Below are 26,509 nucleotides of genomic sequence, written 5' to 3' on the forward strand. Positions count from 1 at the left end.
ATTTTATTCACATTTACATAATAATACAGAATATAATTCCGTATATGCCTCAAAAATAAAAACATAAATCCCAACTGCTTTTTGTAAACACAAATCGAATTTCATACAATTGTTACACATACTAATGTAACAATCCATCCCTACCTCGCTCCCGATCGAATCGGACCGACTTGAAATCCACCACCTTTAGTTCCTTCCTGTCGAGAAAACCACGGAACATTACACACAAACTTTCTATCTTTGCACCATGCGTTTTGATATTATTACGGTATTACCCGGTTTGTTGGAAAGCCCATTTGCCCATTCCATACTGCAACGGGCACAGAAAAAAGGACTGGTGGAGATTGTTGTTCACAACCTGCGGGATTATGCCAATAACAAGCATAAATCAGTAGACGACTATCCGTATGGGGGTGGATCGGGCATGGTTATGCAGATAGAACCTTTCGCCGCATGTATTGAAAAGCTACAGGCCGAAAGAACGTATGATGAAGTAATCTACATGACACCCGATGGCTCCACGCTCAACCAACACATCGCGAACACTCTGTCTTCTGCTGGTAATATCATGATTTTGTGCGGTCATTATAAAGGTATCGACCAACGAATACGAGATGTTTTTGTTACAAAAGAAATATCAGTAGGCGATTATGTGCTTTCGGGAGGGGAATTGCCCGCAGCTATACTTGTCGATGCCATCGCTCGACTGATCCCCGGTGTACTATCGGATGAAACATCAGCCTTATCAGATTCTTTTCAGGACGACCTGCTCGATGCGCCCATTTATACCAGACCTGCCGAGTGGCGTGGCCACAAAGTACCCGACGTGCTACTCAGTGGTCACGAAGCCAATATTGCTGCCTGGCGCGATGATCAACAGCTAAAACGCACAAGGGAACGTCGTCCAGATTTGCTGAATGAATAAGAATCCTGACCGAAATTTGTTTTTTTGTCAAAAAAAGTTTGATAAACAAAAAATAATTATAAATTTGTGGTGTACAAATGACAATAAGAAATCTACATACAAACTGGTGGTGGCCCGAAATGAATAACGTCGGGAGTGAATTTGGTATGTTATAAAAATATTCATAATCAACCAAAACCATTGTGAAAGTAGGCCCGACGATTTTAACGTCGGGCTTTTTTTTATGGAAAATGTACGTTTTCAATAGCGTCAAAGACATGTATATGGATGATGCTACGATACGAAGAAGATATAAATGTTCTTGATGAAGTAGAACAAAAAAAATACGGATTAATGATAGGTAACAAATAACCTTTGACTTGATAACTTATGCAATATAGGCTAAAAACAAATTACCGAAAAATACTTGCAGACACAACGACACCGGTCAGCATTTATTTGCGTTTACGGGACACCTTTCCAAATAGTTTATTACTGGAAAGTTCAGAATACCAAAGCAGAGATAACAACATCAGTTACATCTGCTGCCATCCGATAGCAGGAATCACGCTTACGAAAGATCAACTTCGTATCGCTTATCCGGGAGAAGAGGTAATACACAAGGATGCAAAAAATATAGACCTACGTCAGGAGGTTTCTACCTTTCGCCAGCAGTTTACCCAGCCAGCGTTGGCAGACGTACAGGTAATCTCTTCCGGTCTCTTCGGATACTTCACATTTGACACCATTGAACATTTCGAGGATATCAGCCTGATAACTCCCGCCGATGGTGCCCGCGAGATTCCACATCTCCAGTACCATGTATACCGTTATGTCATCGCTATTGATCACTTCCGCAATCAATTGTACATATTCGAGAATTTATTGGATGGCGAGCCATCGGAACTGGATCGTATGGAATACCTTATCCAGAACAAAAATTTTCCCGAATACCGCTTCCAGCAAAAGGGAAATGAAACATCGAATATGTCGGATGATGAATTTAAAGCGTTGGTCAACAAAATGAAACAGCATATTCAGCGCGGAGACGTCTTTCAGATCGTCCCGTCACGGGCCTTCTCTACCCCGTTTGCCGGCGACGAATTCAATGTATATCGTGCTTTACGTTCGGTAAACCCATCCCCGTATTTATTCTATTTTGATTATGGCGATTTTAAATTGTTTGGTTCGTCTCCGGAAGCACAACTTACCATAAAAAAAGGAGAAGCTACGATCTATCCTATCGCGGGTACATTCAAACGAACAGGCAACATGGAGCTCGACGAAAAAATTGCTGAAGAGCTAAAAAATGACCCGAAAGAATCCGCGGAGCATGTGATGCTGGTAGATTTGGCGCGCAATGACCTAAGCCGACACTGTACCCGTGTACAGGTTAAATCTTATAAAGAAGCGCAATATTACTCGCATATTATCCATTTGGTTTCAAAAGTATCTGGCAAGCTACACGATTCTGCCAATCCATTTGATGTGGTGGGCGACACGTTCCCCGCTGGAACACTTTCTGGAGCTCCCAAACACATGGCACTTACGCTGATCGATCGTTATGAAGGCCTTCAACGCTCTTTCTATTCAGGAGCGTTAGGATACATGGGCTTCAATGGCGATTTCAACCATGCCATTATGATACGCTCCTTCCTGAGCAAGCGCAACGTATTGCACTACCAGGCGGGGGCAGGAATTGTTTTGGACTCCGACCCGGAAAAAGAACTTCAGGAAGTAAACAACAAAATTGCGGCACTTCGCCGGGCCCTCGAACTAGCAGAAACACTATGATACGCCCTCTCATTTATTGCGAAACGATTTCGCACATAAGAACTTCGATAGATACGATAGATTGCCGAATTTTAGAGCTAATTGCGCTTCGGGAATCTTATCTAAAAAAACAGCAGGAATTGAACGATAATCAGCATCAAAGTGAAAAGAATCCAAACCTTCCGCGGGAACAAGGCAAATTCCTTTCCACGTTACAGGAAACGTTTCACGACATAATGAACAAACACGCCAACACTAACGAACAACAGACAGGCCATGAGCAATAAAAAAATATTAGTCATCGACAATTACGACTCTTTCACCTACAACTTAGTCCATCTTCTTCAAGAATTGGATCAGGAGTATATCGTGTTGCGAAACGACAAATTTACGATCGATGAGGTAAACGCTTATGATAAGATTTTGCTTTCTCCGGGGCCAGGGATCCCGGAGGAAGCCGGACTATTAATGGACGTAATCCGAACCTACGCCCCAATTAAAAGCATCTTGGGCATCTGCCTTGGACAGCAGGCAATTGCCGAAGTATTCGGCGGCACGCTCTACAATATGCCCAAACCGCTCCATGGTGTAGCAACAGATATTATCGTTACGGATCCAGAAGAAAAACTGTTCCAAGACTTTCCGACAGATTCGAAGATCGGCCGCTATCACTCCTGGGCCGTAGAGAAACAGAACCTCCCTCCCTCCCTAAAAATTACAGCGGAGGATCCAAATGGCGTTATCATGGCATTAACACACACGACATATGACGTCCGTGGCATGCAGTTCCATCCCGAATCCGTGTTAACTTCCAACGGGAAACTATTAATTGCCAACTGGTTAAAAGATTGATGTTAAACAACTAGATGTTAGATGATCACACATGACAATATTAGATAAAATCGTTTCAAGAAAAAAAGAGGAAGTAGCATTGGCGAAATCAAACGTTTCGCTTGCCCAATTGCAAGCATCCCCACTTTTCCTGCGAACATGCTATTCGCTTAAGGAATCCATGGAAAATCCCCAACGCAACGGGATCATTGCCGAATTCAAACGTGCTTCACCTTCTAAAGGCTTAATAAATGGAACATCCCGTGTTCAGGACGTTGTCCTTGGTTATGAAGCAGCCGGAGCCTCGGCCGTTTCTGTACTCACGGATACAGACTTTTTTCAGGGATCCTTGGCGGATATACAAACGGCCCGGGAAGTACTGCAGATCCCGCTCCTGCGAAAAGAATTTATTGTAGACACCTATCAAATTGCTGAAGCCAAGGCCTACGGCGCCGATATTATTCTCTTGATCGCCGCTTGCCTGACACCATCGGAGGTAAAACATTTTTCAGAGTACGCCAAGTCACTCGGAATGAATGTGTTACTGGAAGTTCACAATGCAGAAGAATTGGATGCCAATATCTTTGACAGCATTGATGCCATCGGAGTAAACAATCGAAATTTGAAAGATTTTGTCGTCGATCTTCAGCATTCCTATACGCTCGTTGATCGGATACCGGATCGCTTTGTAAAGGTGTCTGAGAGTGGTATCTCCGAACCAACTACTATTCAGCAACTGAAAAAAGCGGGATTCCAAGGCTTTTTAATCGGTGAAAATTTCATGAAAACGACAGATCCGGCGAAAGCCATCCAGGCATTTGTGAAACAGCTAGAAGTGAATTAGTAGCTACAAGTTAAAACGAAAGGGAGTGTATGCAATGCCTCCGAAAAGTCAGAAACTTTCTATCGGCACTCTATAGACTCCCTTTTGCAACTAAACTGTTTTCCTGCTATCGGATCAACTCCTCCGGCGGATAGCCTTAGCGGCTCTTTTTTTCGCCACGTCCACTTTGTAATCTAACCACTTGTCTTTAAAAATTTTACGCATGGTATCGTCGAAATGCCGGGTGATAAATAAATTCCGCGCCCCTTTTATCTTTTCGCTGATCGAATTGGCTAACGCACGTACAGAAATGGAATATCCTTCTGTCTCATATTGTATGTAATGCCACCAACCTGCAGGCATGTATAGTGTATCTCCTGGATTAATGACCGCTTCGTAGCCGTCCAAATACTGCAACCCTGGGTAGTCCGCTTGTTTGCTCGTCTTTAGATTGGCAATACTGTGGAAGTTGTAAGGTAATTTATACATTAAATCCGACTGGCTATTTGGAAATAACCAAATCCGCTTAGCTCCTTGAAACTGAGAGATAAATACATGCGACATATCAATATCGAAGTGATTTCGTGTCGCGGATCCCTCTCCTCCGAAGAACATGTAAGGAAGCCACTGTAATACTTTTCCTCCCGTCACGTCATTATAGATCACATCCTTTTTTAGCTCAGGACGCAATTTCATCAAATTGAATAAAAACAATCGAAGTTCTGTTGGCTCCGTCTGAATCTTATCCAAGTATTCGCCAAAGCTCATGCGTCCGATCGGTGGGCTAGCCGCATGATTCTGCGACTCCTCCTCCCGCCCATAAACGTCTATTTGTTCATTACCTGCTATTTCCTTGAAATAGTTGTAACTCCACTTCGTCCAACAAGGGCTTTCTTTACTGATAAAGTCCTTGATAATGACAGGCTGCCCCTTTGTGAGGTAATCCCGGACAAACTCTTTGGGAGAAACTCCTGATATGCTATTTACTGGTTTTAGTTTCACAAGTTTTAACGCTTAACAACTAACTACAAACTTAAAAAAATATCTCTATTAAATGTATCCCCACTCCCCTTAATTTTTACCGCTTCTAAATAACTAAAATTTAATAGGATATATGGGACAGCATATGATAAACGCCAATACATTTTGGATTATCCATCACCCTTAGCAGTCTCGTGCTGCCTAGGCTAGATGGGCACATCGGAAAGATCTCGTTCTGAGAGTCATCTTCAGTTGAACTTTTTATCGTTAATCACCAAACACCTCAAAAAACTGATAAATATAGGTCCAACAAAAAGGCTACCTCCATTTGATTAGAGATAGCCCTTTGTCCTCTTTAATTAGCGGTTAAAGCAACCGCATTCAATTGCCTTGGCGAGCCATCAGGACCTACCGCAATAATGTTATCAAATATAACCCTAGAACCCGGTGTGATACCGTTTATTGCTGATTTCATAGCAGAACTAAGTTGGTTCCCTGAAGTAGAAAGAACGATAGCATCCGCTCGAGGTTTCGCAATAATCAAAGAAAATTTGGTAACCTTAAAAGACGCGTCAAAGTCAAAGTTATTTAACTTTGCAAAAATCGCATTTTGAGCTTTTATAGCTACCGTGGCCATCGCACCTCCGGTTTTTCCGGCAAACTGCGCTATTGGATCAGGAATACGTTTAACACGAAACTCCGTCGTACTTAAAATTTGGCTTCTTCCAGGCGCTACTTCCGCCGACACTGAAATTTTTGCCGTTCCTGGTGATTGTACTTTTACGTTGTATTTACCCCCAGATCCACTTATACTTCCCCCGCTCATACTCACCTTAATTTTATCGGTAGGTGTTCCAGGAGCCGAGACTGAAATAGGGTTATTTACTCCTATATATAAGACGTTCATTTTGTCAGGAGAAACTACCGCTGACGGTCTTGCTACCTGATAGGTCTGTTGAGGGGTACGGTACTCTTTAATACTACCATCTGTTTGTTTTACCTTAATTATACCTGACCAAGTGAATATCCCTTCCCTGCTTGTCGGGGCCTTATAAATACCCTTACCGTCAACAATTTCCAAATTAGCTCCATTAACGGTTATTGAAGGCTGGGACTTAGAATCAGAAGCTGTCAAAAAAACCTCGGCAGAATAAGGTTGGCCTTGTACCAAATAAGATGTCGGGGCGACCGCGACGGCCGCAAATTTATCCAGATTTACTACGGCTTGATCCATCTCCCCCAGAATAAGCTTTACAACATCCGATTCGGCGTTTTGGGCATCAGTCTGAATTTTCGTAAGAATAGTCATCGCTGCTGTCAACGGGGTTCCGCTCCCAAAGTTAATTTCCTCCCAAGTACGTTTTCCATTAACTGGTTTTTCGGGATTATTTGCTTCCAATGAGAAAGAAACTGATTTCTGTTGGTCCGGAGTCAGCAATCCTATCAGTTTGTTCCTTGTACTGTTAATTTTTTCTTTTAACTCGACTCCTTTCTTCCCATTAATCATTAAATTAGGAGCTATATCCTCATTTTCGCGAGCTTGCAAGTCTCCAGTTTTTTCATCATATCCGCCGCCCTGCTGTACAAATTCTTCCTTTATTCCATTGATATATTGATTAAGGTCCTGGATAATTGATTGAGCCTGTTTTGCCTTATCATAAATAGGCTTCGCTCGATCCGGTTCATCTTTCAATTTTGTGCTCTCAAATGCTGTAAATAGCTGCTGAACAGAATTGTTTACATTTGATTTAGAGACCTCTAAACTGTTATTGATATTCTTAAAGGCATCTAATATTGAATCAGGTACGTTTAGTGCAAGTAAAGCAAGTAATACGAGGTAGAGGATGTTAATCATCCGCTGCCTAGGCGTCTCTCTTCCTAATGCCATATTTTATATTTTAAAATTTAATTTGGTTGAATTAAACTCGAGGTTGGTTCATAGCGCTCAACATATTACCATAAATTGCATTAAGTGCGTTTAGATTTTTAGCCAATTTGTTTACCTCATCTTTAAATGCTTTGGAGTCGTCAAGAGACTCATTGAAGTTTTTCATGGTATGACTTAGATTTTCATAGAAGCCGCTCATGGATTGCAAATGAGAAGCCGATTCATGCAGTTCTTTTTCATACAAATTGTTCAATTGAGTTAAATTAGATGTTAGCTTCCGAACCTGCTCGTGGTAACTGGCTGTATCAGCATTAGTATTCGACATAGCAGCTAGATTCGCCGACGCTTTTTCAAACGTAGCGCTCAAATTATCAAATTTTGACGAAGCGGAGCGAAGTTTCTCAGTAAATTCATCCGTTGCGAGGGAAACATCCGTAATCTTATTAATAGCCGAAACTTTTTCACCAAAATCTCTAAGACCTTTTCCTAGGTTTTCAATCATTTCTGCCTCAATTTTAGATTCAGAGAACATTTTATCCAATGATGCCGTTGCTGATGGTCCTTGGATGGACGCCACTGCTTGCATAGATCTAACCGGCAACTCGCCCTGATAATTGTCGTCTAGTTCAGGATATACCCGACTCCAGTCAGGTTCTTTCGGAGGTGGAGTGAAGCCCATCAAGAAGAATAGCACAGCCTCTACGGTGAGTCCTAATCCAATCATATAATTCGCTGTAGTTCCTCCTATATGAAGAATTTTGAACAATACACCAACGATGACGATACTTGCTCCCCAAGAAATGGCTACATGCAGCCACCTTGAATTGTCTTTCTTTCTACTCATAATGTAAATTTGAATACTTAATTTCTAGATTTTATGGGTTCAAAAAAATGGATTTTTCTACTTGTGTTTCTTACAGGTTTTCATTTTCCTGCTGTTCATTACTAACAGGAGGCTCCGTGCCTTCGCTATTTTGTTGCTGTTCTTCCAACAATTCTTCTATTTGATGCTCCTGAGACTGGTTAATCTGACGCCCTTGCTCAAACTGCTCCTTTTGCTTTCTTTCCTCTTCTTCTCGTTGCAGATCCTGTTCGTATCCTTCTAAATTTTCGGCTTTGATTCCTTTTGGAGCTGACCACAATTTCTTTTTGTAGGCTTCAAGTTTGTCTTCCATAGACTCCGAGTTATTCGTCTGTAAGCTATCATTTTCGGCATATAGTGCCTGTTGAAGCATTCCGGGGGAAGATTCACGAACTATACTGCTTGCAAATTTACGTTGTACAAAAAGATCATCCATAGTCATGTCATAAAGTCCTCTATCCGGATCTGAGATATCGACCTTGACCAAGCTATACCTCAATTGAGGAAAGTATAGCCAAAACGCCGGTGTCGAACCTACAGAGGTTGCCAGTTCGGATGATGTCGTAATATCCATGAGAGGAGCTACACCGATAATCCTAGTCTCCAGCCTTCCTCTTTGTTTGTCAAAGAATATATCTTCCTTAATTCTGAATTTGGTTACTTTTGCAGGGTTAAATTCATTTAACGTCATTCTGGAATCTATTTGATTTCCCTCATCATCAAAAATCGGCACCAACACAGAATCTGCAAATCGTGCCATACCCTCACGTGCGGAAAGTCTACCTTTGAAAGAATCGTCTTCAGGATTATATGGAGTTAATTTCCCTGTTTCTATCCCTTTCATAATCACTTCCATCAGAGAGTTGCCCGGAATGGCATAGATAAAATTTCGCTCATCCTTCAGGTCAATATCACGCCACACTCGCTTGTAAAATCTAATGTTTTTAAGATTTACCTGAGGATAGGCAAACGGTACCGCATCTTCCAAATTATTGACTTGGTAAAATCCGTCAGTAGTGGGAATAGTATCTGCTAAAATATCGCCACTGACACTGTCTGCTGTGGTCTCCAAAACAGCCAGTACCGTATCAGTTTTTACTGGTATTGTGTCAATATTTTGGGCGGCTACAGTAGAAATAACTGTAGACATCGCCAGTATCATCATCCAATTTTTCATTTTTACAATCTTTAATTCGTACCTAGACTAATTTTGATATTTGCGGGTTTTGCTTTGAGCCGCAGGGAGCTCGAATGCAGACATCACACAACGGAATCCGATGTATGAATGAGGTTCATAATCTACCGAATAGTTTCTTGTATCGCTATTCAATTGCTCGCCGTTATCCTTCCAGGAACCACCGCGTACGACTTTTCTCTTCAAAGCATCAGCATCGTCTTCGTCCGCATCATAAAGCAGAACCGGGTTTAAGTCATTAACAAATGCGACTGCCGATGGGCTATATGCATCTAATGTCCATTCAGACACATTACCCGCCATATTGTAAAGACCGAACTTATTTGCTATGTAGGATTTTACGGGCAGTGTAAACGTAGCTCCATCTCTCGAATATGTCCCCTCTCCTTGTTTATAATTTACGGCAAGTTTCTCTTTGCCATCATCACCATCGATAGTAAGCTGAGAACCTGCGACGGTGTCTCTTGCGTCTATTCTACCTCCCGCGGCGTATTGCCATTGCGCTTCGGTAGGAAGGCTGAAAGTCAGTTGATAACCACTCAAATAGGAATTTTTCATTAAATTTGCCATCATCTCTTTTCCTCTCCAATCAGAGTAAGCCCGTGCCTGTCTCCATGTAACACCAACTACAGGGTAATAATCGAATGATTGATGAGTAAAATAATTCGCATCTAGCGAAGTTAACTGAGAATTAGGAAAGTCTTTTGACCAAATATCTTCTGCAATAAGAACGGGTACTGATTCCGTAACATATTCCTTTTTCATGTTTCCTTTTGCTTTAAGGTAAGAAAAGCGGTACTTTACTACCTCTGGATTTAATGAGCGCACACTACCTTTAAGCTCTAACATAGGGGTTATTTTTTCCACTATTGAAGGATCAGAGCTCCTCCAGATCGGAGAAATTCTTTTTATTTTCTTCCAATTAATTCTTCTCCTTTCACCATCTTCGCTTGCGACATCCAGAAAATATTGATCATCTTGTAAGTAATCAGTAACCGCGATTGAATCGGCAACCCAGTTCACAAATTGGCGATATTGCTTATTTGTCACCTCGGTTTCATCAATAAAAAATGCACTTAAACTTACGTTCTTCCCTACATTTCCGCTGTCTAAAGAACCTTTAAACAAAATCGTTCCCGAGGGTATGTAAACCATTCCAGGAGGGGCTGGTAATTTACCTCCCTTAAATGCTGACACCTTAGGAGCTTTATAAAAATTATTCGACGAACTACATCCCCAAACAACGAGTGTTAATGTTAATAATGCGGGTATGTACATATAATTTAGGAACTTTACTTTCATATTTTTCATTGCTTAATAGTATAATAGTATTACGTTAATTAACCCGAGCCAGATATCAGTTCCTTTGAAACAAAGCATACTTTACACCTAAGGAAATATAACCATAATGGTCCTTTTTACTGTTAATTACACCATCCAGATTATCGTTTGTTGTCAGTGTGTGTTGGTAATTTACATTGATTGCCCATTGTGGGCCGTATAATCCTCTACCAAAAGGAATATCCACACCAACATTTAACGGAACCAGAAAATGCCAACTATCTAAATCTTCAGAAATCTCTCCTCCATTAGCAGTAATAGCATCGGAATACAAAGTAGAAATGGTATTTTCGATGTTATTCTTCATTACGCCGGCACCCGCGCCTACATATATATTGGAGAGAATCTTGTGAAACGTACCGGCTTGCAAACTGTAGTAGCTATAGTTGTCCGGTAAAGACATAAACGTCCCAAGTCGGACCTTTGCATTAGCATTAAACGCATAATAATCATTTTTGAAATTACTGTCATATCCATTTCCGCTTAGAATACCTTTTTCGGCATGAACACCCGCTGAAATGAAGGGCGTAATAAGGCCATCAACATCAATACTGCCCGCAAATTTAGCTTCAACATTAGCTAAATCTGTCAGGTTAATCGTAGTTCCCCCTCCAATGCCGACACTAATGGGACGGGAGAATTGTGCATGTACGGATTTAAAACCACAGATACTGAATATCAGTAAAAAAAAAATTGAGTTTTTCATATTAAGAATTCTTGTTGGCAAAACATTTCATTACAAATTTGACCAGTTTAGGGCTGTTGATTTCATAGGCGCTATCATTAAGCCGAAAAATATCGGTTTATAACGAGGCAAGAATCCTGCCAAAATTGACCATACAATGACCAAAAAAAAGTACAATGTAAATCGAATAAGAAAAAAAAGAAGTGTAGCTGCAAACCACCAATGAAATAACAGAAGATTTAGGTTACTACTATTTTGCTGCGCTACACATTATTACTAAAAGAAAAGAATCTAAATTACAACGTACTAATAAGAATAATAATAGTGAAAAGGGACGATCCAATATATATTAAAACTGCATTATTGTTAACTTCTCCGTAACAGACGTTTCATAATGCAAAATGAGGCGGAAGGGAATAAGTACTAGGAGAGAAAGAGAAGTTAATGGGAACGTTTTTTGTCTAATTAACTAAAAAACCGAAGTTGTCGGCATATAGATGGGCCTACTGGTTAAACAAAAGCAAAAGTTATTTTGCAAAAGAAGTCGCCTCATACTATATATAAGGCGACAAATAGCAAACCCTATTTATTAACGTGCTTGATATACTGTTCTACCGCCATGGTCATACTTGGTGCTTCTGGTGTAGGAGCAGGAATATCTAAAATAAGATCATGCTTCAACAACTCCTGTTGCGTGCTGGCGCCGAAAGCGGCAACACGTGTATTGTTTTGTTTAAAATCAGGAAAATTCTCATACAGCGATTGTACACTGGACGGACTAAAGAAAACGATCACATCGTAAAATACATTTTCTAAGTCCTTAATATCACTAATCACGGTACGAAATAACACCGCCGGCGTAAAATCATATCCGTTATCCTGTAACCACTTTTGCGTTTCTTCATTGGCCACATCAGAGCAAGGAAATAGAAATTTCTCCTTACTATGTTTTTTGAGCACTTCTTCTAGATCTTTAGCCGTTTGTTTACCAAAAAATATCTTGCGTTTACGGTACTGAATATACTTTTGTAGATAAAGAGCAATCGTTTCTGAAATACAGAAGTATTTCATCTCCGAGGAGACCTCGTAACGCATCTCTTCACACACCCTGAAGAAATGGTCCACCGCATTTTTGCTCGTGAAAATAACCGCGGAAAAATCGGCAAAATTGATTTTTTCTTTGCGCACATCTTTAGCCGACACACCTTCTACATGGATGAATCCTCTAAAATCTAATTTCAAGTTGTATTTTTCTGCCAAAGTAAAATATGGGGACTTATCATTTTCAGGTTTTGGCAAGGTAACTAAAATACTCTTTACCTTCTTGGCTCTTGCTACATCTACTTGCATATTCAATTTTTTTAATTGCTCAATGTTCTAACCAATATCAAGATCGGCGCTACTTCAAGTGCGCAAAGATACAGAATTAAATAAAATATTGAAAACTTTAGATTTCCGAAAAGCCGCAAAGCCGTCCTCAAAAACCTATAGATGAACAGCATACACACGACTACTGTAAATAAAATTAACACAAATTTAAAGAACTGTGTAGGCAAAAATGTTACAAGCAATAAAAACGGCATCAAAAATAACATGCTGTTAAAGTAAACCAAATAGAGCACCGTAATATACTCTCTGACAAGCCTGTCTATTTCGAACACAAAAGAAATAAATCGAATTAAGAGAATTTTTACAATGAAAAGAAACGCGACCACCAACGCCGTTCGAAGATAGTTATCCCAACTCAAAAGGTCCAAACGGACGAAGGATGATTCGACCAGTACAATGAATAGCCCCAACGCCAGGCTGAATATCAGGTAAAGGAATATGTAGGGCCAAGATGTCAACATGTTGTCCTCCTTACTCACCTGTTGCAACGTGCGTTCGTGAAAATACGCTTGTACGATACGGGCAAAGTCTGCGGGAAATAGCAATCGTACGATAGCGACCGATAAAAAAAGCAGGAAAACAACCAATAAAACCCATGCCGGTCGCGCATTTTTCAGGTAACCTTGCTGGCTATCAGTGTGACCCGACGATTTAGACAATTGTGCGATCATTTGCATCGGATTAATACTTTGCGCCTGGACGACAGCTAAAAACCGATCAAGGAGCTGATTGGGGCGATCCGGCGGAGGAAATACGTAATTAAACGAATCTCGCTCTGATGCAACAGCTTGCTGCGCCTGTTGGACCCGCTCCGTTGAATCTGCTTGCGCAAAGCCGAACGACACCAGCAAACAAAAAAAGCCGCTGAGAACAATACTTTTGATTCGATACATACGAAAAATCCTTACTTTGGCTGTAAAGTTAGAATAATATTAGCAAGCTAAAAAGCAAAAACATGGACCAAACTCAAATTGTAAGGTGCCCTTGGTGTGGTAATGACGAATTGTACATGCGGTACCACGACGAGGAATGGGGGAAAACAGTCACCGATGACGCGGTATTGTTTGAATTCCTCGTACTTGAGTCGGCGCAAGCGGGACTCAGCTGGATAACCATTTTAAAACGTCGTGAGGGATACCGCAAAGCGTTCGCCAATTTCGATTATAAAAAAGTAGCAGAGTTTACCCCCATGCAAATCGAAAAATTAGTTCATAATCCAGACATCATAAGACACCGCGGTAAAATTGAGGCCACCGTTCAGAATGCACAAGTATTTATGCAAATACAGAAAGAATTTGGATCTTTCTTCGCGTATCTGTACACCTTCATGCCTAATGGCGAACCCATGACTAATTCACTAAAAGATTTACGCTCCGCTCCGACTCATACCGAAATTTCCGACCGCATCGCAAAAGATTTAAAGAAGCGTGGCATAAAATTTTTCGGAACGACTATCTGTTACGCGTTTATGCAAGCTGTAGGTATGGTCAATGATCACCTGGATAACTGTACTTTTAAAAATTAGCAGGTATCCAAATGCAGAAACCAGTCCAACTGTAGAAACTAGGGCGGAATCACAACTCTTCAATTTTTTGTACCTTTGTAAAAAATTGGAAAGATGGCTGTTAAGATTGGCGAACATATTGATTTGGGTGAGTTTCCACTGTTATTGGCTCCTATGGAGGATGTTAGTGATCCTCCGTTCCGATATGTCTGTAAACAAAATGGAGTTGATTTAATGTATACCGAATTTATTTCCTCTGAAGGATTAATTCGCGATGCCGCTAAATCTGTGCAAAAACTTGACATTTTTGAATATGAACGACCCATCGGGATACAGATATTTGGTGGTGATATCGAGAACATGCGGCAGTCGGCTGCTATTTGCACGAAAGCAAATCCTGATCTAATCGACATCAATTACGGCTGCCCTGTCAAAAAAGTAGTCTGCAAAGGAGCTGGTTCTTCGCTGTTACAAGATATCGATAAAATGGTCGCCATGACCAAAGCTGTCGTCGAAGCAACACATTTACCTGTCACCGTCAAAACCCGTCTCGGATGGGACGATAACACCAAAAATGTATATGAAGTTGCCGAACGATTGCAAGATGTGGGCATCAAAGCACTTGCTATACATGGACGTACCCGTGCACAATTATATAAAGGAGAAGCAGATTGGTCTATGATCCGTGATGTCAAGCGCAACCCCCGCATCAAAATCCCTATCTTTGGTAACGGCGACGTAGATTCTGTGGAAAAGGCTGCGGCATGGAGACAAGAATATGAAGTGGACGGCATTATGATTGGCCGTGCGGCCATTGGCTATCCCTGGATCTTTAGAGAAATTAAACATTTCTTTCATACGGGCGAACGCCTTCAGGGTCCGACAATTGCGGAGCGTGTGGAAGTTTGCAAAACACACTTACTAAAATCCATCGAATGGAAAGGTGACAAACTTGGCATTTTCGAGATGCGTCGGCATTATGCAAATTATTTTAAGGGAATCCCAAATTTCAAGGAGCACCGAATGAAACTTGTTAGCCTTCAAACGCAAGACGAAATCCTAGACGTGCTGCATGAAATAGAGCACCATTTTGCTTCCGAAATGGTATAATCCGAAAGAATGATTCCGTTCCTGCCGACATGTCTCTGGAGCGGACTCTTTTACCTACTTTTTTTCAGAAACAGTTTTAGCTGACCTCGTTCGATTAAAAAGACCCCACCGGTATACAGCAGCAATAAACCGTTTCCGATAAGGATATGATGTTCGAAGACGAAATAAGATAAATAAGAAAATAAGACGCCCACGACGATATACAGCAGGATCTTCCCCAATTTATAAGGTATAGGGTAATTCTTTTGTCCCCAGATATACGAGAGCACAACCATCGAAAAATAGGCAAGGAATGTGACAATTGCCGCCCCTACATAGCTGTATTTTGGAATCAGATAATAATTGGCTACAATAGTGATAATCGCGCCGATCAATGAGATGTATAACGCATAACGCGTCTGATCAGAAAGTTTATACCAGACGGATAAGTTCATATAAATGCCCAGCAATACATAATTGAATAGCAAAAGCGGGACAATTAAAAGGCCAGACCAGTATAATTCACGCGTGGCTATATCTCCTTTTATAAAATATTTAAGCCAATCGATATTCGCCGTAATGCCAAGCATTACTAACATCATCGCGATAACAAAATACTCCATAATTAAAGCATAGGTTTTCTTCGCATTTGCGTTCTTTGCATAAGAAAAGAAAAATGGTTCGGCGCCTAGTCGAAAGGCTTGCACAAAAATACTCAGGAACATAGCCAATTTTCCGACCGCACCATATATGCCGAGATCCCGATCTCCGATATCCTTTGGCAGATACATTGGAAGGACAATTTTATCTAAGTTTTCGTTGATGATATAGGAGACATTTGCTACTAAAATAGGAAAACTATACGACAGCATTTTTAGGATCAATTGCTTCTCTGGTTTAAAAGAAAAACCTTTCAGTTGCGGCAAAAGCAATAGAAGTGTAACTGCGCTAGCTACGATATTGGAAATGAATACATAGCCTATCCATTCGTTCCGGTACCATCGTAGGCACCAGTCTCCGAGTGCCCCGCCCTGATGAATCAAATAGGGAACGAGCACGATGAAAAACAAATTTAGGACTATCATAACGCTGATATTCGCCAATTTTATGGCTCCAAATCGAAACGGTCTGCCCTCCGCGCGGAGTTTAGCAAAAGGCACAATGGCCAAAGCATCCATTCCCAATATCAACGCAAAATATTTCACATATCGTTCGAAGTCTGGACTATATTCCCCTTTGTTCAGCAGGGAACCGACAGAACCAGCAAAAACAAAAGTTGATACAAAAAAAAGCGTCGCTAATACGGCAATTACAATCAAACTATTATTAAAGACCTTGTGTTTGTCTCTCTCTTCAACTTTCTGAAGGAATCTAAAGAATGTTGTTTCCATCCCAAATGCAAGTATTGCATTAATCATGGAAGCCCAAGCATACATATGCGTAAATATACCGTAAGAAGCCGGCGGATATTTAAGGACGTACAGGGGAGTCATCACAAAGTATAGCAGCCGTGCTATAATTGTGCTCAGGCCATAAATCATGGTCTGCCCAGCAAATTTCTTCAGTACTGACAAATTGAAAAAAAATTAGGCTTGTATTCTTTTAATCACCTCAAAATTACGAAAGCTTTTCAATTCACCTTCCTGCACATCAACAGCCTCAACAATGGCATGCTCCGGGCCTTCTTCGCAGAATTCCAGCAAAGATTCCAGGGCGAAATCATCGCCCTCCGCCTCTATGTATACACCACCATCGGGTTGATTAACGACAAAGCCCTTTACGCCTAGTTGATCGGCCACTGCCTTGCATGTAGCTCGAAAATACACACCTTGAACCTTTCCGCTGACCTGTATATTGAAATGTCTCTTCATACGAAGCAAACTTAGAGAAGATTTCCTTCAAAATGAAATCTTATTATGTTTCACCAGGAAGAATGGGACCCTATAGAAAATAATAGAGACCGGGTGAAAAACAGAGTCACGTACACTATCCGCCCATGAACAACAACGCAACATCATGGACAACATACTGATTTCCGGAGATTAGATAATTCTCCGTGACACGACTTTCTCTGTCAGTCGTAAATTATTCATCTGCTCCAATAAAATCAAACCGGGACGTTTTCCCACCTCGATTGAACCCAAAACATCCGATAATCCCAGAGCTTCTGCTCCGTTCCAAGTAGCCCACTGCAAAATTTGCAAAAAATCTAAATGGTCAAAGCTGTCTACCAACACCTTCATCTCTTCTAACATGTCCAATGTATCATTTGAAGCCAAGCTGTCCGTACCAATAACCATCCGGTCCTGATCTGGAATAAAGTTAAGGATCTTAGGCAGCCGATTTTCAATGTATAGGTTTGCTTTCGGGCATATACAGAAAAACACATCACGTCCCTGTCTGTTAATGAAGTCCAAATCTTTCAACGATGTAAACGTATTGTGTACTAGAATAAGCTTATTATTTCTGGGAAGGTGGGGTAAATAAGACTGCACCGAGTTTCTTGCCTGCGCTTTAAACGCATCCGCATTTAACCCCATCTCTTTGTAAAAATCCAAAAAATCGCCCTCTTTATAACGGAATAGTTTGTTCTCCTCTTCACTCTCTTGGTTATGTATACTCAAGAGGTTATCTTCTCCGATCATTTTGCGTAAAGCCTTGAAAAAGTCCTTCGAACAGGAATATGGAGCGTGTGGCGTGATCGAGGCAAAGTCAGGCTCAAAAAAGAATTCAATGTCGCGTGCACGGTCAATACGCGGCTGTATGTCCTCTTTTACCATCGCCATGACCTCCACAAAGGTGTGGTAAATAATCTTGCTCCGCGTTTTAAGGGTCGCCGAGATTTCCGTATTGACATGATCGCCCACGGCTTGAATGCCTCGTTCGTACATCTGTTTATCTGCGGCTTCCATGCTGGCAACGATCTCCTTCTCACTTGCCCTGCGCATTTTCATAACCTCGGAGAGAAAGGTAGGCAGCCCAGTATGACGATTCGTCTTCTCCTTCATGTGCGACAGCTCAATATGACAATGTGCATTCACAAATCCAGGAACGAGCACACCTTCGTAGAACTCTGTCTTTACCGATTGAACAACCGGATCATCCTCTTCGTAAACGCCCGTCACCATACCCGAATTGTCAATCGCTACGACACCATTTTTTATAAAGTTGCCCCTAACAGGTACAACAATACTCGCTGAAATGTACTTCATCTCCCTACTTAACTAATTTTGTGATACTTAAAAGAAATCAAAAATGGAGCCATGATCTCGTCCGTAAAAGTATTTCTTAAAAATACATCTGCTAATTTATAATTTTTATTCAAAGAACAACAAATTTCATTAGTTAAAAATTTTATTCAAAATATTTTAAATAAAACAGACAATTTGTGTTTACCAAATTAATGTCTATTTTTGCGGCATCGAAAGGGGTGCCTTGTTTTTAAACACAAACACAGGCTGAGATTATACCCAGTTCCGTTTTATTCCGGGACGCACCTGATCCAGATAATGCTGGCGTAGGGAAAGGTTGGTTAAATTAATGGCTGTCGTCTACCCCTGGCTACAGTAGGTTTAACTATAAAAAATACGATTATTTAATTATGCTAAAACAGGTAACAACAACCTTCGTAGCCTTGCTACTAGGCTTCAGTTCTTTTGCACAGCAACGTGTGACTGTCCATGTCTTCGACAACAACCATGCGCCACTTCAAGGCGCCACGGTTTTGTATCAAGGCCAAACAAAATCTACGGATCAAAAAGGTACAGCGATATTCGAGAATATCGCACCTCAACCTTCCGATTTATCTATCCGATACGTGGGATATGGTCGCTACAGTAAGCGCGTTGATCCGATTCAGCAGCCCATCATCAATGCTTACCTACATTCGGACAGCCGACTTACCGGCGAGGTTTTTGTGATGGCAACACGCGCTGCGGACAACTCGGCCACGACGTTCAAAAACATAGCCAAGGACGAGCTTCAACGAACAAACTTGGGACAGGATATTCCTTATTTGCTTGATCAAACTCCGTCTGTTGTTGTTGGATCGGATGCAGGTGCAGGGATAGGCTACACCAATATGACTATCCGTGGATCGAATAACCAACGCATCAATGTTACACTCAATGGCATACCGTTAAACGATGCAGAGAGTATGGGATCTTTCTTCGTCAACCTGCCCGACTTTGCATCGAGTACACAGAGCATACAGGTACAGCGTGGTATAGGCACGTCTACCAATGGCGCCGGCGCATTCGGCGCATCGCTCAATATACAAACGGATGCCCTGGAAACCGCCCCTTACGCCGAAATCAACAACACTTTCGGATCGTACAACACCTGGAAAAACACGATCAAGGCGGGATCAGGACTAATTAACGATCGATATGCCTTCAATGCACGCTTATCACGTATCGCTTCGGACGGATACATCGACCGCGCCACATCCGATCTCCAGTCTTTCTACGTCGATGGAGGTTATTACGGAAAAAAACACCATCTAAAAGCGACGATTTTCTCGGGAAAAGAGAAGACCTACCAAGCTTGGGATGGTGTCCCAGAAGATATGCTGGAAACAAACCGCCGTTACAATGGTTTCACCTATGACAATCAAACGGATAATTATACGCAAACACACCACCACCTACATTATAATTATTTTGCATCGGAAAATACAACGTTGAATGTAGCCTTACATTACACACGGGGCAAAGGATATTACGAAGAATACAAAGAGGCACAAGAACTTAATAGCTATAATCTTCCCCCTGCCTCAATCGGAGGAGCTATGGTCGAAAAAACGGATCTCGTTCGTCGTCGGTGGTTAGATAATTATTTCTATGGCACCGTATTTTCGCTGAACCATAAGCTAAATGAAAATCAAAACCTCACGCTGGGCGGTGCGGCCAACCAGTACCGCGGCGATCATTACGGAGAAATTATTTGGGCGCAATATGCTTCGACCAGTCGCTTAGGGGATAAATATTATTTTAACGATGCCGAGAAAAATGACGCCAATATCTACGGCAAATGGGATGGCAAGTTTGGCGCCGCACATGTGTACGCAGACTTACAGTACCGTTTCGTAGACTATACTTTTGAAGGGTATAACCATAACCAACAGCTGGCAGACATTAATGTAAAACACCATTTTTTCAACCCGAAAATCGGTACCACCTATTTTTTGTCGCCGGCCGCCAATATCTATGCCTCGTATGCTTTTGCAAATAAGGAGCCGGTACGCGACGATTATGTCGAATCGTCTGCCAATGCTCGACCCAAACCCGAAAAAATGCACGATATCGAAGTGGGCTACCGCTTACGGAACCAACAGGTGAACCTGGGTGTAAATGCCTACGGTATGTTCTACAAGGATCAGTTAATCCGTACGGGAGAGATCAATGACGTCGGAGCCGTGATACGAGAAAATGTGCCTGACAGCTATCGTATCGGATTAGAACTAGATGGCGCATGGCAGGTCACTCAGCAGTTCAACTGGCGAGCAACCGCAGGCCTGAGCCAAAATAAAATTAAAAACTACACAGAATTTTTGAGCATCTTGGACGAAAACTGGGAAGACACGGGCGCTCCACAAGTGGAACGCTTATATAAATCAACGACAATCTCCTTCTCTCCTGCCGTTGTATTATCTAATGAATTATCTTATTCTCCAATAAACGCATTCACGCTCAGTTTAGCCAGTAAATACGTTTCCCGTCAATTCTTGGACAACACGCAGGCTAAAGATCGGAGCATCGATGCTTTCTTCATTAACAATCTACGGATGAGGTATAATTTTACGATCTGGGGAATCAAAAATATAGATGCAAACCTAGCTATCAACAATATTTTCAATGAAAAATATGAGTCGAACGGTTACAGCTACGGCGGAATCTCAGAATCTGATGGGAGCCTCCTGTTTGGGAACGTTTACTATCCACAGGCCGAAACCAACTTTCTTTTAGGCTTAAACATCCGGTTTAATTAAGACTAGAAATGAAACATAGACGACTAAAAAGAAGAGTTAGCGCACACCCCTATCGCTAGGCCAAATTACACAACAATGTTATCAACCTTACTCTCCTGCGTCACGCACGGGTTACGATGGTGCATTACCAATCATCATGACGGTGAGGACGCAGGAGGTAGAGGTGACATCCACGCTAGGCAAGAAAGACAATCGTCACAAAAATAGGTAGAAATGGAAGCTTAGCGGTATGGAATCGCTTTGTTTACAAAATCCTTATTTCTATTTTTGGCATATAACCGTTAAATATTACGATGAGAGCTGTTGTACAACGCGTATCGCATGCGGCCTGCATGGTTGATGATACATGCACCGGAAAAATCGAACAAGGCCTTTTGGTCTTACTTGGCGTCGAAGAAGAAGACACAACGGAAGATTTGGAATGGCTAGCCCAGAAACTCGTTAATCTCCGCGTATTTTCTGATGAAGCCGGCTTAATGAATAAATCCGTACAAGACGTCGGAGGAAACATCCTCTTAATATCTCAATTTACCCTTTTTGCGCAAACAAAAAAAGGAAATAGGCCTTCGTTCATTCGGGCGGCAAAACCAAGTTACGCCGAACCTATGTACATCAACATGGCCACCCGCTTGTCCGATCTACTCGGGACGCAAATCAAGCTTGGAGTTTTCGGAGCAGATATGAAGATTGACTTACGCAACGATGGCCCGGTAACCATTGTGATGAACACAAAAGATAAAGAAAACCACTAAGGACTACAACAATCATGACTATACTAGAAGCACAGCAGATCATCGACAAATGGATCACAACGACAGGAATACGCTATTTTAATGAGTTAACCAACACCGCTATTTTAATGGAAGAAGTGGGAGAAGTGGCCCGTATCATGGCAAGACAATACGGCGAGCAATCATTCAAAAAATCAGATACGGAAGTCAACTTAGCCGACGAAATGGCTGATGTGCTATTTGTTCTGATGTGTTTAGCCAATCAAACCGGCATAGATTTGACAGAAGCTTTAGAAAAAAACCTAGAAAAAAAATCTATTCGGGATGCCGACCGGCATAAAAACAATGAAAAGCTAAAATAATCGCTCCTTATTTTACCATACATCACGCGACCACAATGCGCTTACTACTAGTCCAATGTAATTTCTGCAAATAAAGGGAGATGATCAGATGCCGTACTTTCAGGCAATGTTTTGTAGGCCGTCCACCGGAATGGGGTGTGCTTGCCAACCATAATATAATCGATTTCACCTGTCGCTTTGGTGTTCGGATGGGTGGGACCGTTTGTCTTTGTATTCCGTACGAAGTATTCCTCTAGAATCTGTATGGGTTTACTATCGGGACGCGCATTTAGATCGCCGACCAAGATGAAGGGACGATCGTACCAATCACCAAGTTCAGTAATATATTTCGTTTGCACCAATTTATTTTCCTCCTTCAAATCCAAATGTGTATTCGCAAAAGAGATAACTTTACCACCCGGAAGCTCAACATCTACGACGGCCAACGATCGATTTTCGCTCGCGACGGCCATAGGCAAATCATAGCGTCTGTTTCCGACAATTTTATGCTTTGAAAGAACTACCGTGCCATATTCCCCACCTTCTAAGTCGATACCTTTCGAAAAGAAGTACGACATCCCTGTTAGTGCAGCCAATTCCTTCGCCTGGTCTATCAGTTGTGAACGGGAAACACGCACATCGACTTCCTGAAGACCGACCAGATCCGCTTTTGATTCGGTAATAATCCGTGCGATGTTTTGTAAATCGATCTTGCCGCTTTCCGCCGGAGGATTTCCATGGTGGATATTATAGGATAGAATTCGTATCGACTGTGCATAAAGCCCAACCAGACATAAGGATAATACGAGCGTCAAAAAAATTTTATTCATAACAGATCCATTCTTTTAGTATGCGTCTTTCTTCGATGCGCATGCCGTCTATAGAAACAGGGAGCATGCCGTGCTTTTCAATTAAACACCGTTACGAACCGGTGTTGGTCGATTGACAACCGAAGATACAAACTAATTTTGTTTCTCCACCTGTACATTTTTATATTTCCTGTACGAGACCTTCGAATTTGCGATAGAAATTCAAATTTTCTAAGTTTACTTTATGAAACTATTTTCCGGACTCTTTATTGTCTTCTTTTTAGTCACTTCTTGTACTGTACAATCTGTCAAGCGCCACGCTTCCATAGTAAAGGAGTTTGACCACGGCGCAGTTGTCACGGCACATCCTATTGCTTCACAGGTCGGTGTGGATATACTGAAAAAAGGAGGAAATGCGATTGATGCAGCGATAGCCGTCCAGTTCGCATTGGCTGTGGTGTATCCAAATGCCGGAAATATCGGCGGCGGCGGCTTCTTGGTTTACCGCAGCAGTAAAGGTGAGGTAGCTTCCTTAGATTTTCGGGAAAAAGCACCGCAAAAGGCTTTTCGCGATATGTACCTCGATGAAGACGGCAATCCGATCACAGATCTCAGCTTATATGGTCAACTTGCCGCGGGTGTCCCGGGTACCGTTGCCGGCATGGAAGAAGCTTACCAAAAATATGGCTCCCTACCCTGGGCTGAATTGCTCCATCCCGCGATTGAGCTCGCGCAACACGGCTTCGAGATCACGAAACGGCAGGCCAACGAATTCAATCACTATCAGCAAAAATTTGCAGCGTTGAATGCTCCGGGTATAGCTATCATCCGAAACGTGCCTTGGCAAGAAGGCGATGTGTTCAGTCAACAAGAGCTGGCGTATACATTAAAACGCATTGCTCTGCAGGGACGCGATGGATTTTACAAAGGGGAAACAGCCGACCTCATCGTTCAGGAAATGAAACGCGGAAACGGAATTATTTCGCATGCCGATCTCACCAACTACCGGGCCATCTGGCGTCAGCCAATTGTCGGCACCTACAAAGCTTATAAGTTGATTTCCATGCCTCCCCCTTCCAGCGGAGGGATAGCCCTCCTTTCGCTATTGCAATCTGTGGAGCCCTATCCCCTGGCAAAATGGGGATTTCAGTCCGACAGTACCGTTCGGGTTATGGTTGAGGCGGAACGGCGTGTCTATGCTGACCGGGCAACGCATTTGGGCGACCCTGATTTCTACCGAGTGCCCGTTGACTACCTAACCGACAGGAAACTAAATCAAGATCGCATGGCTGGCGTTGATCTGTCCAAAGCAACGCCGAGCAGCGCCGTTAAAGCGGCTGTATTTCCCGGCTATGAATCGGAAGAGACAACACATTTCAGTATTGTGGACAAAGAAGGAAATGCCGTATCGCTAACAACCACGTTAAATGGATCGTATGGTTCTTGCGTATGGGTAAGTGGCGCCGGCTTCCTCTTAAACAACGAAATGGATGACTTCTCTGCAAAACCGGGGTCACCCAATCTGTACGGACTTATTGGAGGCAAAGCCAATGCAATTGAACCGGGAAAACGTATGCTTAGTGCGATGTCTCCCACGATTATCGAGCGAGATGGCAAACTCAAAATGGTGATTGGAACCCCCGGAGGATCTACGATCATTACCTCGGTATTTCAAGGCATACTGAACGTTTTGGAATTTGGTATGAACGCCCAAGAATCGGTCAGCAGCCCCCGCTTTCACCACCAGTGGCAACCAGACCGTATTGATGTAGAGCAGCGAGCCATCAGTGATTCCGTACGTCATAGCCTCGAAAAAGATGGATATACACTCTACAAACGTGGTTCTATCGGTCGTATGGAAAACATTATCATCCTCCCGAATGGAAAACGGCAAACCGGCGCAGACCCGAGAGGAGACGACTTCGCGGCTGGATATTAGTAAGCTCGATCTCGTCATGAGATAGCTGTTTTTATATTTTTACTCAAGAAAACGGCTATCGATTTGTTTATTCGCCTTGGCTCCAAGCGTTTTGAGGTTCTCGATTTTCCGGATGACATTTCCCGGACCAGTCGATAGTTTCTTCATGGCATCTTGCTGTTTCTCCGCCGCCCGCTGCAGGTGGATATCAATTTGCTGCATATCTGATAGGAAGCCAACAAATTTATCATACAACGCTCCGGCTTCTTTCGCAATTTCCAATACATTTCTATTCTGCCGCTCCTGCACCCATATACTGGCAATGGTCCGTAGGGTCGCCAGCAATGTAGATGGGCTCACTATAACCACACGCCGATCCCATGCATCCGAAAACAAATCGGGTTTTTCGCGCACAGCGACACTTAGCGCAGACTCTATAGGCATAAACAACAGCACGAAATCTGGAGAATGTATACCATACAGATCGTGATAGTTCTTGGCAGACAATTCGCGCACATGACTTTCAATAGATTGCACATGTTGTCTTAAATAGTCTGCTTCCTCATTTTCCTCTTCTGCATTTACCCATCGTTCGTACGCTGTCAACGATACTTTCGAATCCACGATCAGATGTTTATCTTCCGGAAGCAATATAATCGCGTCGGGAATTTTTCGTACATCATCCGTTCGAAAAACCGTTTGCAATGAATATTCCTGGTCCTTTACCAAACCCGATCGTTCCAACACCCGTTCCAGAATAATCTCTCCCCAATTACCTTGTTTTTTTGAATCCCCTTTCAACGCTTTGGTCAGATTATTTGCCTCATCCCTGATGAGTAGACTTTGTTGCATCAGCTGTTCCACCACTCCTTTTAGCACATGACGTTCTGCAGACTCCTGCTGATATGTGCGATCCACTTTTTCTTCGAACATCTTTATCCGTTCCTTCAATGGTGTCAAAATTTGCTCCATTTGTTGTTGGTTAACACTCGTAAATTTCTCCGTTTTCTCTTCTAAGATAGCGTTAGCCATGTGTTGAAATTCCAAATGAAATTGTGCCCGTAGTTTGGTTATTTCTTGTTCTTGAGCTTGAAATTTCTCTTGTTGTGCCTGAAGAAACGCATGAGTGCTCTCTAGTGTTCTTTCCACAGCAACCCGTTCTTGCCGTTCCTTATCCCAAGCACGCTCCACACTTTCTTTTGATTCGCTCAGTAAACGTTCCCGTTCGCGCAAACGAGCCAGCTCCAATAACGCGTCATTCCGCTCTGCAAGCGCTTGCTCCATCATACTTTTGCTAACGCCCTGTCCATTCGCTCGCATCAAATAAAGGATTCCGAGCACAAGAACGCCAATGATGATCAACAACAATATTTCCATAGCTTAATTTATTGAATGAACAAAAAACAAGATGAAGGACCGCCTCGGGAGAAGCACAGCCTCATCCATCTCCGTAAAT

At 42.2% G+C, this 26,509-nt stretch carries 23 protein-coding genes; 10 read left to right on the plus strand and 13 right to left on the minus strand.

From position 1 onward, the window contains the following. Positions 1–247: 247 nt before the first annotated feature. The 4 genes from trmD (at position 248) to trpC (ending at position 4,352) form a co-directional block, all read left to right on the plus strand. Positions 248–925, plus strand: a complete 678-nt coding sequence (gene trmD, locus ACFSR5_RS13740) for a tRNA (guanosine(37)-N1)-methyltransferase TrmD (RefSeq protein WP_380904727.1) — start codon at positions 248–250, stop codon at positions 923–925. A gap of 369 nt (positions 926–1,294) precedes the next feature. Next, entirely contained in the window at positions 1,295–2,698 is a 1,404-nt protein-coding gene (locus tag ACFSR5_RS13745; RefSeq protein ID WP_380904730.1) for an anthranilate synthase component I family protein, read from the plus strand. A 255-nt stretch (positions 2,699–2,953) separates the two neighbouring features. Then, positions 2,954–3,529: an anthranilate synthase component II gene (locus tag ACFSR5_RS13750; RefSeq protein WP_380904732.1), complete on the plus strand. Its 576-nt coding sequence runs from the start codon at positions 2,954–2,956 to the stop codon at positions 3,527–3,529. 31 nt (positions 3,530–3,560) lie between these two features. After that, complete coding sequence (trpC, locus tag ACFSR5_RS13755; RefSeq protein ID WP_380904734.1) at positions 3,561–4,352, plus strand: indole-3-glycerol phosphate synthase TrpC; 792 nt, start codon at positions 3,561–3,563, stop codon at positions 4,350–4,352. Positions 4,353–4,466: 114 nt separating this feature from the next. Here trpC and ACFSR5_RS13760 read toward each other — a convergent pair whose 3' ends face one another. The 8 genes from ACFSR5_RS13760 to ACFSR5_RS13795 all read right to left on the minus strand — a co-directional run bounded on the left by ACFSR5_RS13760 (position 4,467) and on the right by ACFSR5_RS13795 (position 13,565). Continuing rightward, positions 4,467–5,333, minus strand: coding sequence for a cupin-like domain-containing protein (locus ACFSR5_RS13760; RefSeq protein ID WP_380904736.1), 867 nt, complete (start codon positions 5,331–5,333; stop codon positions 4,467–4,469). A gap of 334 nt (positions 5,334–5,667) precedes the next feature. Next, positions 5,668–7,200: a type IX secretion system motor protein PorM/GldM gene (gene porM, locus ACFSR5_RS13765; RefSeq protein ID WP_380904738.1), complete on the minus strand. Its 1,533-nt coding sequence runs from the start codon at positions 7,198–7,200 to the stop codon at positions 5,668–5,670. A gap of 31 nt (positions 7,201–7,231) precedes the next feature. Continuing rightward, complete coding sequence (gene porL, locus ACFSR5_RS13770; protein WP_380904740.1) at positions 7,232–8,044, minus strand: type IX secretion system motor protein PorL/GldL; 813 nt, start codon at positions 8,042–8,044, stop codon at positions 7,232–7,234. 70 nt (positions 8,045–8,114) lie between these two features. Next, a complete protein-coding gene (gene porN, locus ACFSR5_RS13775; protein WP_380904742.1) occupies positions 8,115–9,239 on the minus strand; it encodes a type IX secretion system ring subunit PorN/GldN in 1,125 nt (374 codons plus the stop codon). 27 nt (positions 9,240–9,266) lie between these two features. Then, positions 9,267–10,568, minus strand: a complete 1,302-nt coding sequence (porK, locus tag ACFSR5_RS13780; RefSeq protein WP_380904744.1) for a T9SS ring complex lipoprotein PorK/GldK — start codon at positions 10,566–10,568, stop codon at positions 9,267–9,269. A gap of 46 nt (positions 10,569–10,614) precedes the next feature. After that, on the minus strand, positions 10,615–11,304 hold the full coding sequence (locus ACFSR5_RS13785; protein WP_380904746.1) for a hypothetical protein: 690 nt from the start codon (positions 11,302–11,304) through the stop codon (positions 10,615–10,617). Between the two features lie 561 nt (positions 11,305–11,865). Beyond that, positions 11,866–12,633 (minus strand): uroporphyrinogen-III synthase, encoded by a 768-nt coding sequence (locus ACFSR5_RS13790; protein WP_380904748.1) that lies wholly within the window; start codon positions 12,631–12,633, stop codon positions 11,866–11,868. 11 nt (positions 12,634–12,644) lie between these two features. Beyond that, positions 12,645–13,565, minus strand: a complete 921-nt coding sequence (locus ACFSR5_RS13795; RefSeq protein WP_380904750.1) for a DUF4271 domain-containing protein — start codon at positions 13,563–13,565, stop codon at positions 12,645–12,647. 62 nt (positions 13,566–13,627) lie between these two features. Between ACFSR5_RS13795 and ACFSR5_RS13800 the strand changes: the two genes are divergently transcribed. Then, positions 13,628–14,197: a DNA-3-methyladenine glycosylase I gene (locus tag ACFSR5_RS13800; RefSeq protein WP_380904752.1), complete on the plus strand. Its 570-nt coding sequence runs from the start codon at positions 13,628–13,630 to the stop codon at positions 14,195–14,197. A gap of 93 nt (positions 14,198–14,290) precedes the next feature. Continuing rightward, positions 14,291–15,286: a tRNA dihydrouridine synthase DusB gene (dusB, locus tag ACFSR5_RS13805; RefSeq protein WP_380904754.1), complete on the plus strand. Its 996-nt coding sequence runs from the start codon at positions 14,291–14,293 to the stop codon at positions 15,284–15,286. Positions 15,287–15,336: 50 nt separating this feature from the next. On the opposite strand, the gene ACFSR5_RS13810 is transcribed toward dusB, so the two are convergent. The 3 genes from ACFSR5_RS13810 to ACFSR5_RS13820 all read right to left on the minus strand — a co-directional run bounded on the left by ACFSR5_RS13810 (position 15,337) and on the right by ACFSR5_RS13820 (position 18,477). Further along, positions 15,337–16,806 (minus strand): lipopolysaccharide biosynthesis protein, encoded by a 1,470-nt coding sequence (locus tag ACFSR5_RS13810; protein WP_380904851.1) that lies wholly within the window; start codon positions 16,804–16,806, stop codon positions 15,337–15,339. Between the two features lie 45 nt (positions 16,807–16,851). Then, on the minus strand, positions 16,852–17,136 hold the full coding sequence (locus ACFSR5_RS13815) for an acylphosphatase (protein WP_380904756.1): 285 nt from the start codon (positions 17,134–17,136) through the stop codon (positions 16,852–16,854). A gap of 171 nt (positions 17,137–17,307) precedes the next feature. Then, positions 17,308–18,477 carry an amidohydrolase family protein gene (locus tag ACFSR5_RS13820; RefSeq protein WP_380904758.1) on the minus strand — a complete coding sequence of 390 codons (1,170 nt, stop codon included), beginning with the start codon at positions 18,475–18,477 and terminating at the stop codon, positions 17,308–17,310. Between the two features lie 389 nt (positions 18,478–18,866). Between ACFSR5_RS13820 and ACFSR5_RS13825 the strand changes: the two genes are divergently transcribed. The 3 genes from ACFSR5_RS13825 (at position 18,867) to ACFSR5_RS13835 (ending at position 22,347) form a co-directional block, all read left to right on the plus strand. After that, entirely contained in the window at positions 18,867–21,254 is a 2,388-nt protein-coding gene (locus tag ACFSR5_RS13825) for a TonB-dependent receptor (protein ID WP_380904760.1), read from the plus strand. Between the two features lie 293 nt (positions 21,255–21,547). Further along, on the plus strand, positions 21,548–22,006 hold the full coding sequence (gene dtd, locus ACFSR5_RS13830) for a D-aminoacyl-tRNA deacylase (RefSeq protein ID WP_380904762.1): 459 nt from the start codon (positions 21,548–21,550) through the stop codon (positions 22,004–22,006). Positions 22,007–22,020: 14 nt separating this feature from the next. Next, on the plus strand, positions 22,021–22,347 hold the full coding sequence (locus ACFSR5_RS13835; protein ID WP_380904764.1) for a nucleotide pyrophosphohydrolase: 327 nt from the start codon (positions 22,021–22,023) through the stop codon (positions 22,345–22,347). A gap of 47 nt (positions 22,348–22,394) precedes the next feature. Here ACFSR5_RS13835 and ACFSR5_RS13840 read toward each other — a convergent pair whose 3' ends face one another. Continuing rightward, a complete protein-coding gene (locus tag ACFSR5_RS13840) occupies positions 22,395–23,156 on the minus strand; it encodes an endonuclease/exonuclease/phosphatase family protein (protein WP_380904766.1) in 762 nt (253 codons plus the stop codon). 223 nt (positions 23,157–23,379) lie between these two features. Between ACFSR5_RS13840 and ggt the strand changes: the two genes are divergently transcribed. Further along, positions 23,380–25,074 (plus strand): gamma-glutamyltransferase, encoded by a 1,695-nt coding sequence (gene ggt / locus ACFSR5_RS13845; protein WP_380904768.1) that lies wholly within the window; start codon positions 23,380–23,382, stop codon positions 25,072–25,074. A 39-nt stretch (positions 25,075–25,113) separates the two neighbouring features. Here the strand turns inward: ggt and ACFSR5_RS13850 are convergent, their stop codons facing one another. Continuing rightward, on the minus strand, positions 25,114–26,430 hold the full coding sequence (locus tag ACFSR5_RS13850; protein ID WP_380904770.1) for a DNA recombination protein RmuC: 1,317 nt from the start codon (positions 26,428–26,430) through the stop codon (positions 25,114–25,116). Positions 26,431–26,509 lie beyond the last annotated feature (79 nt).

Source organism: Sphingobacterium suaedae, assembly GCF_042684625.1.
GTDB lineage: Bacteria > Bacteroidota > Bacteroidia > Sphingobacteriales > Sphingobacteriaceae > Sphingobacterium > Sphingobacterium suaedae.